Annotated in this window: 11 protein-coding genes; 4 read left to right on the forward strand and 7 right to left on the reverse strand. The window is 45.9% G+C overall.

Features of this window, described 5'->3' with window-relative positions; translation table 11 throughout:
• Positions 1-62: 62 nt before the first annotated feature.
• Positions 63-683, forward strand: a complete 621-nt coding sequence (locus BT112_RS17945) for a hypothetical protein (RefSeq protein WP_072318845.1) — start codon at positions 63-65, stop codon at positions 681-683.
• Positions 684-899: 216 nt separating this feature from the next.
• Here the strand turns inward: BT112_RS17945 and BT112_RS17950 are convergent, their stop codons facing one another.
• From BT112_RS17950 to BT112_RS17980, 7 genes are all read right to left on the reverse strand, one after another.
• Positions 900-3,119, reverse strand: a complete 2,220-nt coding sequence (locus BT112_RS17950; RefSeq protein WP_083564986.1) for a hypothetical protein — start codon at positions 3,117-3,119, stop codon at positions 900-902.
• Between the two features lie 109 nt (positions 3,120-3,228).
• On the reverse strand, positions 3,229-4,785 hold the full coding sequence (locus BT112_RS17955) for a DUF6850 family outer membrane beta-barrel protein (protein WP_072318847.1): 1,557 nt from the start codon (positions 4,783-4,785) through the stop codon (positions 3,229-3,231).
• A gap of 18 nt (positions 4,786-4,803) precedes the next feature.
• Complete coding sequence (locus tag BT112_RS17960) at positions 4,804-6,015, reverse strand: DUF4876 domain-containing protein (RefSeq protein ID WP_072318848.1); 1,212 nt, start codon at positions 6,013-6,015, stop codon at positions 4,804-4,806.
• Between the two features lie 19 nt (positions 6,016-6,034).
• Positions 6,035-8,791 carry a TonB-dependent receptor gene (locus BT112_RS17965; protein WP_072318849.1) on the reverse strand — a complete coding sequence of 919 codons (2,757 nt, stop codon included), beginning with the start codon at positions 8,789-8,791 and terminating at the stop codon, positions 6,035-6,037.
• 322 nt (positions 8,792-9,113) lie between these two features.
• On the reverse strand, positions 9,114-10,136 hold the full coding sequence (locus BT112_RS17970) for a phytase (protein ID WP_072318850.1): 1,023 nt from the start codon (positions 10,134-10,136) through the stop codon (positions 9,114-9,116).
• Positions 10,137-10,167: 31 nt separating this feature from the next.
• Positions 10,168-13,017, reverse strand: a complete 2,850-nt coding sequence (locus BT112_RS17975) for a TonB-dependent receptor (RefSeq protein WP_175545820.1) — start codon at positions 13,015-13,017, stop codon at positions 10,168-10,170.
• 210 nt (positions 13,018-13,227) lie between these two features.
• A complete protein-coding gene (locus BT112_RS17980; RefSeq protein ID WP_139276301.1) occupies positions 13,228-14,811 on the reverse strand; it encodes a tetratricopeptide repeat protein in 1,584 nt (527 codons plus the stop codon).
• A 147-nt stretch (positions 14,812-14,958) separates the two neighbouring features.
• Between BT112_RS17980 and BT112_RS17985 the strand changes: the two genes are divergently transcribed.
• From BT112_RS17985 to BT112_RS17995, 3 genes are all read left to right on the forward strand, one after another.
• Positions 14,959-15,597: a DUF4377 domain-containing protein gene (locus BT112_RS17985; protein WP_072318852.1), complete on the forward strand. Its 639-nt coding sequence runs from the start codon at positions 14,959-14,961 to the stop codon at positions 15,595-15,597.
• Positions 15,598-15,970: 373 nt separating this feature from the next.
• On the forward strand, positions 15,971-16,810 hold the full coding sequence (locus BT112_RS17990; protein ID WP_072318853.1) for a sialate O-acetylesterase: 840 nt from the start codon (positions 15,971-15,973) through the stop codon (positions 16,808-16,810).
• A gap of 45 nt (positions 16,811-16,855) precedes the next feature.
• Entirely contained in the window at positions 16,856-18,592 is a 1,737-nt protein-coding gene (locus BT112_RS17995; protein WP_072318854.1) for a glycoside hydrolase family 43 protein, read from the forward strand.
• The last annotated feature ends 350 nt before the right edge of the window (positions 18,593-18,942 follow it).

Here is an 18,942-nt window from a genome sequence, read left to right on the forward strand (position 1 = left end):
AATGAGACCCGGATATCCTGATAAAGCGGAGAAAATCGTATTTTTACCGGAAAACACGAATTATGTATGTAAAGTTATTATTGGCCGGGATACTTTCTTTTTTTTCTTTGTCAAACTACGCACAGGAAGACCCGCCTCAGCATATTCTTCCCGGCGAACTACAGATCAAAATAGCCGTGATGGCCGCACCGGAAGCATTCCGGGAAAACGCTACAGTCCTGGGATATGACCCACAGGGAGAACTTATAGAACTACGGAAAGGCTCCAATGATTATATATGCCTCGCCCCCGACTACAGGAGACCTCAGTATTTTGCTTCTTATTGTTATCCGAAGTCTCTGGAACCGATGATGAAAAGGGGGCGTGAGCTCATCGCCGAGGGCAAGCGAAGAGACCGGGATAAAATAAGAGCCCGGGAAATCGAAGAAGGAAAGCTATCCTTCCCAAAACAACCTACAACGTTGTACGGGTATTGGGGAACATTGGATAGCCTGAACCGGGAAACAGGGGAAATGGCAGATGCAAAACGCAGGTATGTCATCTATATTCCGTTTGCCAAGGCAGAAGACCTGGGACTCTCCAATAAGCCCAATAACCTCGGGATGCCCTGGCTGATGGACGAAGGCACCTATAAAGCGCATATCATGATTACGCCTCCAATGGATCATAAACACGGTAGGTAACGAGGAATTACCGTTTGAAAATTGACTATCCGTATTCCTGAATCCAATAATCCGATCCGAATAATATCCCCACTTTTCAACAATACACTAAAAAAACGAGGCTGTCTAAAAAGTCAAGGCAGCCTCATTTTTATTCAGGTAGGTATCCGAGAAAAATCTCAAATACGCAAATCTCAGGGGGTTGAAAAAACTTTTTATACGCCCTCGTTCCTGTTTTCAGAAGGGACGCCGCGAAGCATCCTTTATCGTCTGTAGCGTTTTCTGCGCCCGTTTTTTTATTTCCGCGGCTTCCTTGCCCTTCACCAGGGTTTCGCATAGTTGCAGGATATCGTTTCTGGTGTAAGACCAACCGTACCACGATAATGCCTCAAGGGCGGACAGCCTGGTCTCCTGTGGCATTTTCTCATTTTTCACAATTTTGATAACCGCAGGAATAACTTCGTGATACCTGTATGCCCTCAGGTTCCGCAAAGTATAATTCAATTCCTTCCGGGGAGTATCAGGATTGCCCAGCAGGGCTATTAGCTCTTCAGTTTTCTTTTTTTCTGCGGTAATCCTTGTCACTGCACTGTCGTAAAGTTCTTTTCCGTTATAAACCGCTGTATTATCGTAGAGTTTGGTGTGGAGTTCTTTCAGCAGAACCTCCTTATCCAGACATTGGAAAGACCAGTTAATTTTATGCCGGATACGTTTTAAATGACGTCCATATATATAATTGTCTATAATATCACCGATATATTCGGTAGCTCCCAGCTCTATAACATCGTATATTGCCTTACGTCTTATATACTCGTGGTTATCCCTAAGGGCGAGTTTTAGAACCTGCCTGAAGTTTCCGTTATTGTAGCGTCGCAAAAGAAAATAAGCCTGGGTCCGTACCGCTTCGTACGGGGATGTTCTGAAAAGGTCCGACAGCTTTTCCGAAAGCTTTTCCTCCTCCTGTTTATTCCAGAGTTCGGTAAGGGCATAAGCCTGAAGGTCGGCATCCTGAATTTCCAAAAGCTTTTGCCAGGTATCTTCCGTTGTTTTCCGTGCCCCGAATAGGGTATTGTATTTGTCTGATTCCTCGGCAGCGAAGTGGAATGTGGGATCGCCAAGAATATGGGTTTCCAGGTAGGCTGTTTTTTTCAGGAGGTGCCCTACCCTTACCCCCCGGTGTAAAATCCCTAATAGTTCCGTACCCCATAAATCCTGCAGAACTCCTATCGTATTGGCGATAGCCACTACATTTTTCCCCTGGGAAAAAGGATAATATCCGGCCAGGTAATCTCCTTTGTGAAAAGACCCCGTAAGACACGAATTGAGATAAGCTACCCGGGCATTCACCTGCTTCAAATCGGTGCTGTGAATATCAAGCGCGGCATTGAATACAGAGTCTTCCACAGTACGGGATGCCTCGAAGGCATCGGCAAACCATTTACCATTCAGCCCCAGCCATTCCTGGTAACGTTGTTTAGTCGCTTCCAGGTCTTTCCCGCTATCCCTGGCATTATTCATTTTGGACCGTATATATCTTCCTACATTTTCCATGGACGGTTGCGGATTGGAGACATCGGGATAGCCGTTTATAAACTGTGCATCTACCGTACCATGCCCCGTCATAAATGCCAGGTCCAGATCATCGCGTCGCAATTCAGTGAGTAATGCTTCTTTCATGAATACGGCATTTCTGTAGTTCAGGAATTTCAATGAATTTTCCGGGAGTAACAGTTCCGGAAAAGAGGTGCGCAATGCCATAACTTCTCCTCCCCAGGCAGACATAGCATCGGAATTGTATCCGTGCCCGGTGGAAACGATCATATCGTTAAGAGGATTTTTCTCCTCCCGGATACGGACCAGTTTTTGCAGATAGGCTTTCAACTGCTCCACGGCACTACCCCGGTCTCCGGAAACAGGGGGAAGCATTCTTGCGGAATAGATGTCCATGGATATGTAATGCGGACTTCCCGAAGCCAGATTGTAATAGTGGTAGCGGGTCCGGGTAGTGTCTTCATCCTGTTTGAGATACTCGAACTCCAGGTCAAAATCGTCGTAGAAACGATCAGATGCTACGGAAGATGCTTCCCATCTCACTTTTTCGGGCATCTTAAAGGTAGACGTAAGTTGCTGTGCTCCCCTGATCATAGGAATAGGGATATCACCCATAAAAACAGCTCCTTCCAGCGGATGTTGTTTATGTTCGTATAAATTTTTCAGAACTTTGCGGATATCATCCGGTTTCCGCCAGTTATCGTAGATCACATACGTTCCCAGTCCGTCCGACTCCACGCTGTGTTTGTAAGCCAGAATCTCATTTTTTGCAGCTTCGAAAGTGTCCGGATCGACTATGATGGCAAAACTGCTTCCGGAGCTGATTTCCGGATCGATATAATGCTGGGCAGCTGATATACCGGTGAACAGACCGGAAAGTACCAGTGCCAATACCTTATTTTTCATATATTTCATTTTGTAAACGGTTCAACCTTTAGTATCTCCTCCGGAGGTTTCCGGCCATCCCTTCATAATTGGCGGGCTCCTAAAATGTATGCTCGTTCCTGTTAGGGGATTAATTATATAAACCTACCGTGACCATCATACCGTTATTATGAAGGCCACTGGTATAGTAAGCGTTGTTTTCCAGGGCTGAAATACGTTCGTATGAGGCACGTATATATAACTGAGAGCCTTTATTGTTTAAATAGGGTAAATTTACCTGCATGTACAAACGGTTGGTCCAGGCAGGCATATTTTCATAATAGAAATTGGGAAAAGTGATATTGGCAGCTACAAAATCAGTGGATGCCGTACCGGGAAAGTATACCATAGCACTCTCCAGACTGTTTCTGTACAACGTCTGATACCCCACTTCCACACTGGTCTGCTTCAGATAGATCCATCGTCTGCCCCCCAGCTGTACCTCATAACCGGTCATCTCCCTTCGGCTTTGGGTGGTAGGGTATGTTTCGGTATGATCGTATAAATTGCCGGACACATCCCATCCCCATAACAGGCGTTTTTGTACATCCTTTCTAAGGCCCGAATAATCGAGTGTCCAACGGTCTTTGGTGCGATGATGCATCTCCGAGGCATATAAAACCTCATTTTGACCCGTGGTATTGTTGAACTGCTGAATAAACTCGGTATTATCAGTGTTAAAATGGTTATAGTCCAGGGATATCCGGTGTGACATACGGGATCCGGAGACGAGGTAATCAACACGGAGATCGAAATTCGAATACTTATGATTTCCGGCATAAAAAGGCGAAGATGTTCCATCGGTAACATCCTCATCGTGTTTTTTATATTGTACCCCGGCCTGTATAAACTGACTTTCGCCGGGTGTGTAAGCTACGCTTATGCCGCTCCCGAACGAATTCCCCTTGTACAACCTGGAGACTCCCCCGGTAAGTATGACCGGACCGTTATAAAGATACTCTCCCAGCCCCAGCAGTTTATATATATTACGCGGTCTCTGTGTATTCTCCAGGCTGACGGACAGATCTTCACGAAAACGGAAATAGTAACCGTTAAGTCCCAGTGTCCATTTCGGATTGATGTGATACAATACATAAGGCGTAAGTTCTATTTCCACTATTTTATCGAGGGGGCGCGGATCTCTTTGCCTCGCCCCGTTCCGTATTTCATATCTCATACCCAGTCCGGCACGGAATTTACGGAACAGTAACGGAGAGACTATTTTTGTTTCCAGCAGATAATGTTGCTTTCTCCAGTCGGCCTCTACAGAATCTGCAATTTTATAAGGGTTTTCCCGGTACGGATCTGCCATTGCAGTAAACCTGCTTCCGGAATCTTCGTATTTGGAAAAAGAGAATCTGCCGTAAAAATTCCACCCGTTGACCGAGACAAAACGTTCGGAACGAACATCAAAACCTTGCTGTTTTTCGGGCATGAAAGCATCTCTGAAATCGTTTTTCCCTTCAAAGTACCTTATCGCCGAATTTCCGATATTAACAGCGTCCGTTAAGGCCAGTTTTATCGGTATGGCCTGTGCCGTAACAACAGGCCGGGACAACATCAGTTCATTCCAGGTACGCAAAAACTCATCCTGAGCATATACCTGAAAAACGGACAAAAAGGATATTAAAACGACAGCTTTTCTCATATTCCGGTTATCACTACATTACCATCCCTTGGGGCTTGGCGAATTGTTTACTTCAAAATCGGTAGCGGAATTATTGGTATCCAGCAATACTTTACGTCCCCCGATCTCCTGTTTTACTTTTCTTCTCAGGGAAGTTCCCGTATAGCTTCCTCCCACCGTATTCATTCCGGCATCCAGATTGGTCGGTAACCGTTTCAGTTCGGGGGTTACCGAAGAGTTTGCAACCGCATCGAGGGCATCGACAACATACGCTTTCGGTACTCTTACAAATTCCCTGCTACTGGTAGAGCCGGGTTCTGTCAATCGTTCGAGTTCCCCGGGGTTATCATGACGGAAAATCACAAGTCCGCTTCCGAAAACACCCGGTAAATAATCGAATACCGTTGTAGAATAGCTGTAGATGATCTCTACATTAGGTACATCGGGTGAGTCGGTATCCGGTGTATTGGGGTTGGCATAGAAATAAACCTCAAAGTCTGCTACATCAGGACCGAGGTTTACCGGAGAGTTTGCATTTCCGTTAGGGTCGTCTTTATGGTCTATACCGTCAATGGCAATGACAACAGAGGCGCCGGGTTCTACGGGATAATCGGTTCCATTGCCCGGAATCTGCATGACATAAGCCAGAAAAGCATCTTCGTAACCTTCCGTGATAAACCCGTAAAATGATGTGGAAGAAGAGGATGCGGATTTTGTGGTTCCGAACAACAGGCCGTCTGCGTATTGTACATCCGTAGAGTTGTTATAAATCTCTATAAATCCGTCATAAAAATAGTAGGAGTCCGGAGCGCCGGAATAATAAAACTCTTTAATGACCCAGTCCCCTACCGCACTTCCTTCAAGCTGAATGGTCGTAGCCCCATCTGCCAGAATTTGCAGTTGAGAGAGCGTAGCATTCAGGAAGACTTCAGCCCCGATACCGGTAAGAACTTCTGCTTCGGTAGCCGACAAGGTCCTGGACACCGTAACGGAATAATTCCCCGGGGCGATTTCGGTAAAAGCTGCAACTCCGTCCTCATCGGTAGTCATGGAAGTCTCTATATTCGTCGAAAGATTTTTTAATACGACACTGGCATTTGCGACAACACCTCCACCATAAGATTCCGGGTATTCTATATGAATATCATACCCGAATGTATCGGGACCTGATGACGAATCATCACTGCTGCATCCGGTAAGAACCGCTACGGCAATACATACGGATAGTAAAAAGTGTATTTTGTTTTTCATGTGTAAAAGGATTAATTATTTATAGTCTTATTGATAGTTCCGAACCAAAGAAAAAACTGATATTTCGTTTGTAATACACCGTAGGATACCTGGTACTGCTTTTAAGGGGGCGGTAATTGATAAAATTATTTGCAAAAAAGGAAAAGTTGAGTCCGTTCCGGAATTCCTTGGTCAGCTTGAGATTGAACAGCCATAACGGTTGCCACTTTTCCGTAATGTAAGTAGCCTCATTGATATTCAAATAGATGTCCGGGTCGTCATATTTATTGATTCCCTGACGTTCGGACTCACTAAAAAAGACGATCTCCGGGGTTTCCCCGCTTTCATTGTACGGTATATATCCCACGGGCAAAGACTGGTAGCCCGTATACCTGTTCTTATCCATCCAGATCGTCTGCGCGGAGAGCGTAACGATAAAACTGAGCTTGGGAATATGGTATATGCCCCGGATCGTCGTTACGAAACGCTCTTCTACCGAGCCTCTTCCCGGGGCAAAAACACCCACTCTCGTGGTTGCCCTTCCGGCAATATTTTGCTGCAATATATAGTAGTCGTTTGTTACGGACTTCGTAGACGTATATGCCCCTGTGATATTAAAAGAGGTATTGATAACATCCACCTTTCCGAAATCCGCATTCAGTTCCACGCCTTTATTAACCCTTCGGATATTGTTGGAAGGAGCAAAATAGCTGACAAATCTTGTCATGGAGGACACTTCGTCACTGAGTACGGGCTGTTGCCCTTCGGGCTGACTCTCTATGGCATATACAGGATATTGTGCAAATTTTACCGAATTTAGTGTCGTGGACATGTCATACCCGTTCCGGGTCTTTTCGTAATACCCAGTAACGGAAAGGATCTTTTCACCGTTTTCCCCCCAGTTATAATCCATACCCGCTTCGTACTTGGCTGTTTTGGAAAGTTTGAGGTCGTGGTTTCCCGAATCGAAGACCCTGGTCGTTATCAGCGCCATCCGCTCTTCGGGGCGTTGTGCATAATGGTTGAGACTGTAAAAATCGAAATATGCATTTTCAGGGTATAAATACAACAGGGTAGGTGACTTGGCCGTGACTCCGTAGCCCGATCTCAGCGTCAGGTTGAACGGTGTTTTAACAGACGCATACAACCTGGGAGATAGCGCTTTAAGATCATAACTTTTGTCAAAGGGCTGCATCAGGTCATAACGCAACCCCGCCTGGAGACTTATGGCAGTTTTTCCTATGAAGCCGCTGAACTGATCCTGCACATACAAACCGAATTGGTGCAGGGCGGGTATGTCATTGTATCTGCGCGTGCGGTAAGCGTGAGCAGAAGTGTTTCTGGGTGGACGATTGAAGGTTTTACCCTCACCGAGATTTACATCCATTTTCCATGCTGCCCCGGCGAGGATATTATGGGTATAATCGCCGGTATACCAATTGAAATGATCGGATATCCTGAAATTTGCGGACAAGGGTTTCCCGTTTACCCGCATTTTGCTCAGGTATGATGACGGCAGGTAAGGAACTTCATGGGTACTGTTGGTCAACGCATAGGATTCGGCAGTGATATCGGCCGTATAATATTGCTGCTGATATCCTTTCTGATCTCCGTAATTCAGGGAAGCAGTATACTTGATTTGTTGGGAGAACTTACGGTCGAGAGTAATATTACCATTCGAAGAAAAACGGATAAAATGTTCTCTGGATACTGTCTTGACCGAATCTACCACAAAATCCGGGTCCATATCATAAGAATCTTTACCATAGGTATAGGCTAAGGTCGTATTGGTTCTCCAGTTCTTCTCCTTTCCGAAATGACGGGTGTATTGTGCCGTACCCGAAACCCGTGTATAATTCTGGTATTTGTTGGTTTCGCTATCGTTGTTTTTGGTATAATCCAGATCTACATACAAGGAGCTGCCGTCATTATCCGTATTGAACCCTTTACCCGCCCAGAACTGTGTTAGCGTGGGATTGAACCGGGCTTTTAACGTAAGCGGCTCTTTCCGTGCCTTTGTCTGGACAAGAATAGCCCCGGCATTGAGATCGCCGTATTCTACAGACGGAATACCTCGTATCACCTCTACACGCTCCACATTATCGGCAGAAATCGTACGCAGATCCACTCCGCCACCACTTGATGTGGAAAAAGCAGCTCCACTGCCTGCCCTTGTGGTGTTTATAGCCTGCAGATTGGCGTTGTTGGAAATGGTAGCCCCGTTAATTATAACGGCAGTTCCCAGCGACCCGAGGTTATCCGCTTTATACTGCCTGATATTGGCCTGGTTTGTATTGGTAAAAGTAGGATTCTCTATCAGGTTTCCCGGAACCAATTGCAAAACTTCCCGGAGATTGGTCGCTTGTAAATGCTCTATCGCCTTGCGGTTAATCATCGTAGCAGATGACGGTGTTTTCAGGTCCCTTTTTCCGATGACCACCACTTCATCCAGATCGAGACTATTAGGACGTATGGACAATAGTAATGTACCGTCGGGAATATCAAAAGTCTCTTCGCCCGTAATATAATCCCCGTGTTCCAGGATCAGCGTGAGCGGCCTGACAGGTATATTTTTAAAAGTGAATTGCCCTTCGGCATTGCTGTAACTCTCTATGCCCAGCTCTCTTATTGTTATCCGGACATCCCCTACGGGAGCCCCGGTATACGCATTGATCACCAGGCCGCGGACCACCGGAAGAAACTCCTGATCGCCCCGGGTGGTGACCGGAGCTTGCTGCGCCCATATACAACTCCCCATTACGATGTAAACAAGCGGAAAGAAGATATAAAATTTCATGTATTTCCTACCTTATGAATTGCAGCAAATGTACATTTTATTTGAATTGAGTCCAAATAAAAATAATTGTAAGAAATTGATTATTAGCATGTAATAATGTACGATGTAAGATCATAAGAAAAGTTGCAGCAAACTGAAGTTTGCTCCTGATAATCCCTTCCGGTAGAAACTTCGTATTTCATTGGCATGTAAAATATTGAAGAATATTCCATGGCTCATCGTTGGAAAACGATACTATTCGGTTATTGTAATACAAAAACAGGTAAGCTGGTGATGCTTACCTGTTTTTATATGATAAAATATTCCAGGAAGTAATACCGCTCTACAATCCGAGAGCATTCACATCGTGGTAAAAGAAGTCCCGGGCATCGTTCATGGAAACGAACAGGCCGTTCGGAAACCGGGGGCCGAGGGGCTCCAGGGTAATTTCACATCCGTCTGTGCTGGTGGTACCCAGGTTAAGGGCTTTTACAAAGGTATTATCATCCCTTCGGAAAAGATTGAAGGTGTGTGCCCCCTGGTTCGAGACAATAAGATATCCCTCTCCGCCGGGATAAGCAGCTATGGCAATCCCTTCGTTATCATCTGTAAAATGTTCTCCGCCGAAAAGAGCGAGTTCTTCATTACCTTTTTCAGGATCAGCATAATATTTCCGTATTCCTTCCTGTTCATCACCATAGTAAATGTACCCAAGGGCATCATCGACGGCTATGGCTTCGATCTCCTTTTTACCGCTGAACTTTCCGAACTTCCGTACCAGTCTGGCTTCTACTCCGGAGGTACTTCCTACAAGTTCGTACTGATACAGATAGTTTTCCGGGGGGCCGCTTTTTCTTCCTACGATAACATATACTTTGCCCGTTTGGGGATTTTTGTACATGGAAATTCCCATCGGCTGCTTAAATTCGGGGTTCGTGCCTTCGGCGTCTTCAAAGACCTGGAATCCGCCCCCGTCGAGGGGTTTCATATCGGGTACGGAAAATACACGGATCTGGTTGCGCCCCCTTTCGGTAAAGGCCAGGATATCGGTATAGGTCGAATCGTTGATCTTCAGATCGTACTCCACATCGGCATTATTACAGCGTATAAGACCGGTAATACTTTGTTCCGGGAGAATTTTTCCGTCCAGATCAAAGGCATAGACCCCACTGTCCGGCTGGTCCTGTTGTCCTTTATCCGTTCCGAAGACAATACTTTGCTCCGGGTTTTTGCGGTTTATCCAAATAGCAGGGTCATCGGTGTCGTTAGGAGTTTTTTCAGTAATTACTACAGGTTTTATTTCCGGTAGTTGTTCTTTACAGGCCACCATCATCAAAATACTTCCCAATACTGCTAATTTCTTCATAATTATATCTGTTTTTACTTTATGTTATCTGTCAGAACAAGTCGTATTTCACTCCGAAGGTGATCCTTCTGCCGTAATATTCCATCTGCATGGTTCGGTTTTTTACACCTTGATAAAACCGTAGAGGCTGGTTGGTAATATTATTGACATCGGCATAAATACGCAGGTTTTTATTTACGGTAAACGAAGCGTTAAAATCAAGGAAAAACTGCTGGTCGTAATACCGGTCTTCAAAGCTGTCGCTTCCGAGTTCATTGAGGTATGCCCCCGAATAATTTGCGGAGATACGGGCTCCTATCTTTTTGCCGGAATACGACAAGGAGCCGTTGAACATATGGGGAGCAGACCCGGGCAGATCCAGGTTTCCGCGTTCGTCCCCGTCTTCATTGGTAACTCCTTTGGCATTAGCCTTCAGGTACGTATAATTTACATACACGCCCAGATTCCTGGCAAAACCCGGCAGAAAATCGAGTTGTCGCTGAAAAGAGGCTTCCAAGCCGAAAATGTGGGCTTTGTCCCCGTTGAAAGGCTGAAAGCGCTTATACCCGGTCGTTTCATCTTCGGTGACGAAGGTATAGATAAAGTCTTTCAGGTCCTTGTAAAACACTCCTCCCGAGATTATCCCTACGGAGCGAAAATAATGTTCTGCCATAAGGTCGAAGTTCATCGAGGTGGTTGGATTGAGATCGGGATTTCCCGTAAATATTTCCCGGTCTTCCCTTACGATCCGTTCATAGGGGGCCAGATCTATATAATTGGGACGGGCCAGCGTATTGGTCCATGCCAGCCTCAGCACCGTATTATCATCGAGGTCATACTTAAAGTGCAACCCGGGCAGAACATTGGTATATTGGTGTTTATCCTCAAGGATATTACTTCCTGCAAAATCACCTTCTTCGTCGAGGATCACTTCGTTCCCTTCACTTTCCACCCATGTGCTTTCCACCCGGATCCCGGCCAGCAGGCTCAGCCTGTTCGTTAACTTCTGGTTGGACATGACATAGCCCGCAACGACATTTTCCTTTACCTTAAAGTTTTCTCCCAGATAATCTCCGGGCATATCTTCCTGTTCAAACCGGCTCTCGTCCGAAAACCGGAGCGTCCCCAGGTAGCTTGCGGCAGTGAATGCCCCCGGGACATATTGTTTACCCGCGAGATAATTATCATCGTTGTAGTAAATCAGATCTGTATCTGCCATAGTTTCCAGGTCATACAGCGGCGAATATTCCGCCAGGTGTATATTGTTCGATTTGTTCTTAAAGCGTCCCCGGGCACCGAATTTTACGATACTGTTTCCGTATCCGAAAAAATCAGCGGGGATTTCTACATGGACAAAGGCATTTATATCTTCTTCCCCGGCCTTCGATGTCTTTTCTTCGAAAGTATCAAATTCATAATCGGAAGGGGAAAGTACCGAAATGGCACGATGTATGGGCTTGCGTGTATTCAGCCCGTTGTCCACCGCATAAGGCTCACTGACAAAGGCATATCCTCTTTCCTGTGGTTTTCTCTCCCTGGCTTCGGAATACGCTGTCATCCAGTCGAGCTTTACGATACCCATCAGGTGGTTACCGCCCAGGGTATAATTCTGCATGCGTTGTTCTTCCAGCCGGCGGCTTTTTCCTCTTCGCGAATCTACTCCCCCTTTGAGCGATTTCTCTCCCTCTACGGGAAACCGGATCAGGTTATCGTCAGCGTCCACAGTAAAATCGCCCGGGACAATATCTTCTCCGTCAAGGATCTCGGTAGCCGTGGTATACCGGTTTTCACGATCATCCCTCCAGTTGTACATGGATTTGAAATATACCGTATTGTCAATGTCAAAATTATATTCGAAATTGGCCGATACGCTACGGCGTACACGCTGTACAAGATATTTACGGATCTCTACTTTGGAAGCGTACGGATTGACATCTACCGATTGCAGGTTGTCCTGGTCACCGTTATTGTATTTGAACGAATCACTCCATTCGGCTTCGACATTGTCGCTTCCGAAATCATTATCATTCAAGGAGGCCGATAGCATCCAGCCGAATTTCTTATTCCGGCTTCGATCGCCCAGGAGGAATGATCCGTTGAGGATACGCTTACCGGTTATGGTATTGACCCCCGATCCGGCCGTAGCGGATAGCCTGAAACTTCCCGGAGCTGAACGCGTAACGAGATTTACCGATCCTCCGAGGGCATCGGCATCCATATCGGGAGTTACGGCTTTACTCACTTCAACAGTCTGTATCATATCGGAAGGGATCAGATCCATCTGCACATTACGGTTTGTCCCTTCTGCCGAAGGGATACGGCTTCCGTTAAGCGTTACGGAGTTCAGCTGCGGCGCAAGACCCCGGACTACGATATTACGGGCTTCTCCCTGATCGACCTGCATGGTAATCCCCGGCACACGCTTTACGGCGTCCCCGATGTTGGCATCCGGAAATTTACCCATTTGATCCGCAGATATGATATTGGTAATATTCTGCCTGTTTTTCTGGGTATTCAGCGCCTTGGCCTGACTTCCGAAACCATAACCGGTAAGTACCACCTCGTCCAGCTCGGTATTTTGTTCGGTAAGGGATATTTCGAGACTTACCGTTTTTCCGGCAATGACATTTATTTCCCGGCTTATTGTTAGGTATCCCAGGTATTGCACGGAGAGCGTATGTGCTCCTTCGGAAACATCAACAAAGACAAATTCACCGTCCAGATCGGTTACGGTGCCTTTGTTCATATCTTCGATCAATACGGTAGCACCGGGCACGTATAACCCGGTATCATCGGTTATGACTCCCTTTATATTTCCCGATTCCTGGGCGTGTGTGCACAGGGGTAAAAGGATAACCAGCAGTGTTACAAAAAGTAGTTTCAGGTAATTTTCCGGCCTCATTTTTTTTGGTTTTGATTACGATCCAAAAGTATGTATACCAACATCTTGAATTTAAAATTCAAGAGCAACAAATAGTAAACAACGGGGTGTTTCGGAAGAAACTTAAAAGCAACATTCACTTTTTATTTACATGCGGATAACCTTTACTGAAGAAAGCGCTTTTTTGCAGCCAATGATCACGGTATAACGGTCACAACAATCCGCAAAAGTTTACAGTTCCATCAAGAAACTCACCAGTTCCTGTTTCGGGGGAATAGGAAGTTTTTTACGCAGCCGGTACCGGGCAACACGCACACTGTCCGGGGTAACACGAAGTATGGGGGCTATTTCCTTGGAGGACAGGTTGAGCCGCAATAACATGGCCAGCCGGAGTTCTGCAGAAGAGAGTTTCTCAGTCGCAGTCACAGAAAGTTGCTGGAAGAACCCGGGGTGTATATCCTTAAAGAACCCCATAAATTCATCCCATTCTTCTTCGATCTGCAGGTTATCGTCCAGCTCTTTTGCCAATAATTTTATCCTGGCATGGGCATCCATCTGTGTGCGGGAAGCAATTTTTTTAAGCGCCGATGCCATATCGGCAATGAGCTTGTTTTTTTGTGCCATGTTCAGGCTGTATCTCGATAATGCTGCAGTTTTCAGGTTGATCTCATCCTGTAATCTCCGTTCTTCCATTTCCTTTTTATCGAGTTCCGCACGAAGCAAGCGCTGTTTATACTGCTGCAATTTTGCCTTTACCTGGCGTTTCCTGGAAAAATATACATACCCGAATCCTCCCAGCAGGAGTGTAGCTATCGCGGAAACAAGTATCAGGTTTCGGTTAGCCGTTATAACTTCGTTCTGATGTTTGAGCACCTCTATCTGTGCCTCTTTCTGATTGATCTCATAAGCGGCCTGAAGGGTATTGAAGTTATTAATATCACGGTTTTCATTCATTTCTTTGTACATGACATCATAGACTTGCAGGTGCTCATAAGCTTTGTGGTAATCTCCTAATCCGGCGTAGGCCTCGGCAATATCCTGATGGGCACTTTTCTGTTGATGCAGGTTGCCATTACGCCTGGCCATTTCCAGGGCTTTCTCCGTATATGCGAGAGCTTCTTTATAATTACCCGTTTTCCGGAACATATCACCCATATTGTTCAGCACACTGGTGAGAGCTTCATCGTCACGTCCTTCGAAGTAGGACAGGGACCTGTTGAAATATCCCAAAGCAATATTATATTGCTTCAGGTCTTCGTAGACACTTCCTATATTCTCATGGACAAAGGCTATCCCCCGGAGATCTCCCGTCTGTTCGAAAAGTTCCAGGCTCTTCTGCTGATGTTCCAGAGCCAGCAGATAATGCCCCTCCTTTTCGGCACAGGTACCGAGAAGCCCCTCGGCACGGGCCTGTCCGCTCACATATTTGCTTTGAACAGCAATGGCCTTGCCCTGTTCCAGGTATTGCTTTGCCTTGGAAAATATCTTAAGGGAAAGGTATATTTCTCCTATGCGGAGGTTCAGCATGCACCGGATGCTGTCTTCGCGCATACCGGAACGTGCTTCCAGGGCTTCGTTGTACTGGCCGATCGCCTCCGTAAAGACTTCATTCTTCATGTAGAAATCACCGAGCTGTATATGCTTACGGGCCTCTGTGTCAGGCTCGCCACGCTCCAGGGCCTCCTGCAATTCTTCTTTGTAAACAGACAGCAGGGAATCCTGTAGCACCACACGGGGATGCCTTTCATGTATTTCCTGTTCGTATACCGGAAAGGACAGCAGTGACAACAGTGCGATTTTAATGATGATATGCAAATTTCAGCGCATTGATTTGAACTTCGCAACTTACCATAGTACTGTTAAGTTTAGGTTAGGTGTTTTTCATATTTTGATTAAAAAAACAGCAAGCAACCTTTTCCGGCATACTTGCATCTATATGATAAACCCTTTAACCGAAACCTTATGAAAACCTTTTGCACCGGTGTGCTAATTATTTTGATATCCTGCGTGCTTATCTCCTGCCTGCAGGATGATGACAATAACGGAGATAAAGAAAAAACCGTGGAGATGACCATATATCCGGAAACGGCTTACGGCGAATATTTTATGTCCGATATATGGGGAGAATTCCTGACCTTTTCCGATAGTAATGAGAACACCGTACAAACGATGAGCGGTATTATTACCGAAGGCTTCGCGGATCTGGATTTTAAAAAAGGATATCAGTACGCACTGCGTGTAAAAAAGATATGGATGAAAAACCCGCCACAGGATGTTTCTTCCGTTAAATACAGCTACCTGGAAACTCTTCAGGAAAAGAAAATGATTACGGAAGACCGGGAACTCCTTATGGAACTGATTATAGCCCCTCAAAAAGTAAAATTCATACCACGGGGAGAAAAAGACCTTCAATCTGCCCTTCTGGTCAAAGAAACCGGGGAAACCCGAAAATGGCCTTTGATCCATATCGAAGGATTCGATTTTGAGGAAGGCTATACCTATACCGTCAGGGTGAGAAAATCCATTAGCGCTTCTCCTTACCGAGTACACTATATCCTGAAGGACATCATATCAAAAAAACAGGCAACCGGGAAATCCTGACCGGTATAGATCTTCTCCAGGCCGTATAATCCAACCGGAAATGACCGGCTTAAACACTATAAAGGCCTCCATCCTTTCCGGTCGTTCCGGCCAGTTTTAAACATCCCTCTAAAGTATCTTCCCCTAAGGCTTTCAACATCTCCATTACGGTGTAAATCTTCCGGATATTATAAATTGTCCCGATAATGTAACCGTATCCAAAAGATATGTAACAAAACGGTAATACGCAGGATTGAGGAAAAAGTAAATTGCAGCATATTACTATGAAATAGATTATTCGGGAAGGAAGGATACCAGAGCAGTGCTGAGACCTTCTTTTGTCCTTGGTTACCCTATAGATAATCCCCGTTAAATTATCAGAATCCAAAAAAACATGAAAACATCATTTTCCCTTATCATCTGTATATTACTATCCTTGGCCGGAAGCAGGGCTGTGGCACAGGATCCGAGCTTTTATATTTTTCTGGCCTTCGGTCAGTCCAACATGGAAGGGCATGCCCGTTTCGAACCGGAAGACACCGTAATGACCAACGATCGATTCCGGGTGCTGTCGGCCGTAGACTGCACCGACCCGGACAGGAAAAAAGGGGTTTGGTATATTGCAAAGCCACCACTTTGCCGCTGTGGTACAGGGCTTACCCCCACCGATTATTTCGGACGAACACTGACAGAGCGCCTTCCGGACAGCATCAGGATAGGGGTGATCAATGTATCGGTGGGCGGTTGCAAGATCGAACTTTTCGATAAAAACCATTATACTTCCTACGTATCTTCCGCTCCCGACTGGCTGAAAAGCATGGTACAGGAATACGGGGGAAATCCTTACGAAAGGCTTGTGGAAATGGCAAAAATAGCACAGAAACAAGGGGTTATCAAGGGTATGCTGCTACATCAGGGAGAATCGGATACCGGGGATATCTCATGGCCTGAAAAAGTAAAAACGGTATATGCCAACCTGCTGGATGACCTGTCGCTGAAAGCCGGGGAAATACCACTTCTTGCCGGAGAACTTGTCGGCGAAGCGCAGGGGGGCAAATGTGCAAGTATGAACACCGTGATCCGGACGCTTCCCGAGACTATTCCGACCGCGTATATCATTTCATCGGAAGGATGTGAAGCAGTTGATGACGGCCTGCACTTTTCGGCTGCAGGATACCGCGTACTCGGACAACGCTACGGGGAAAAAATGTATGCCCTGCTAAGTTCCGAATAAAAGACTTCCCGCTTTTATATTTATAAAATCTATTAACCTTAACTCATGAAAAAAATTAAAACAATCCCTCTGGTTATTATAGCCGGACTTCTCTCCTTAGGGGTTCACAGCCAGAAAAGACAAAAAAATTCTCCGGTTTTCTCCGAGGTGACCTACACCGGAGATGATCAGGTGTATAAAGACTATCCTCTGGAGGAAGGTGAGTTTTACAACCCTATTTTACAAGGGTGCTATCCCGATCCGGCCATTACCCGTAAGGGCGATGATTATTACCTGGTGTGTTCGTCTTTCGCCATGTTTCCGGGAGTACCTATTTTTCATTCCAACGACCTTGTAAACTGGACCCAGATAGGCCATGTTCTGGACCGGACATCCCAGCTCGACGTACACGATACGGGGATCAGCAGCGGAGTCTACGCTCCCGGTATTGCATACAATACGCACAATGACACTTTTTACATGATTACCACGGCCTTTGCAGGTGGCCTGGGGAATATCGTCGTCAAAACCAAAGATCCGAAAAAGGGCTGGAGCGATCCTATAAAACTAAATTTTGCCGGTATTGATCCCGATATTTTCTTTGACGATGACGGAAAAGCTTATGTGATACACAACGATGCGCCGGATAAGGGTAAAGAATTGTACAACGGGCACCGTGTAATTAAGGTATGGGACTATGATGTAGAAAAAGACCAGGTCATTGCAGGATCGGACAAGATCATCGTAGACGGGGGTGTAGACCTCTCCAAAAAACCGATATGGATCGAAGCTCCGCATATTTACAAAAAAGACGGACGCTATTTTCTGATGTGTGCCGAAGGGGGTACAGGTGGCAATCACAGCGAGGTCGTCTTTGTAAGTGACCATCCAAGAGGGCCCTACAAACCTGCTCCGGGCAATCCCATACTCACCCAGAGGCATTTTCCGAAAGAGCGCAAAAACAAAGTAGACTGGGCAGGCCATGCCGACCTGGTCAAGGGACCGGACGATACGTATTACGGGGTTTTTCTTGCTATCCGCCCCAATGAGAAAGACCGGGTAAACATCGGGCGTGAAACTTTTATACTCCCCGTAGACTGGTCCGGTGAATTTCCTGTTTTTGAAAACGGACTGGTGCCTATGGAACCAAAGTTGAAAATGCCGGAAGGTGTGGAGAACAAAATGGGACAGGAAGGCTTTTTCCCTAACGGGAACTTTACATACCGGGAAAATTTTACATCCAAAGAGCTGGACTATCGCTGGATCGGATTGAGAGGGCCCCGGGAAGCCTTTATCTCAAAGACCAAAAAGGGATTGCAAATCACCCCTTTTGCCACGGATATCAGAGAATTAAAACCCACTTCAACTCTTTTTTACCGACAGCAGCACAACAGTTTTTCTTTTACGGCTACGATGGCATACAGGCCACAGTCGGAAAAAGACCTTGCCGGGATTGTCTGCTTACAAAACGAATCGTCCAATTATGTATTCGGTATCACCAAAAAGGGTAAGGATTACGTACTGCTGCTCGAAAAAACCGAAAAGACCCGAAGAGACCGTGAAGCTACTTCCGAAATTCTTGCCAGTACGATAATCGATATAAAAAAACCTGTACAATTACAGGTGGAAGCCCGGGGAGATGATTACCATTTTAATTATGCTGTTGACGGATCCGGATTTAAAAATCTCGGTGGAACTGTTTCGGGAGCCATTTTATCCACCAATGTAGCCGGAGGATTTACAGGAGCCCTGCTGGGGTTATATGCAACCTCTGCAAACGCTAACGGCCCGGAAAAACAATAGCGAAAAAGACTCTTTTACTGCACGGCTGCCACTGGGGGTGTAGCCGGTAGTTTTTTAAACTCAGCGGCTGTCATAAAGTTCCGGAATACGGATTTATGACAGCCGCTGATATTTTTATATCCCTAAAAAGATTTACCTGTAAGCCGGATGTCCTCTTGACGGCCCTGGTTAGTCTTCGGGGATCTGCTTTTAACTTAATATCTGTCTCTCTGACAGCTGCTCCGGGTGTTCGGAGGAGATGCTCTTAATTGCCTTCAGGGTTTGGGTATGCCCTAAAACAACAAAACCGTTGCAAACCCTGTACTTTAACATACAGGGTATTAAGCAACAGCTTCAAAAAATCAAATCTA

The sequence above is a fragment of the Sinomicrobium oceani genome (assembly GCF_900119185.1).
Classification (GTDB): Bacteria; Bacteroidota; Bacteroidia; order Flavobacteriales; family Flavobacteriaceae; genus Sinomicrobium; species Sinomicrobium oceani.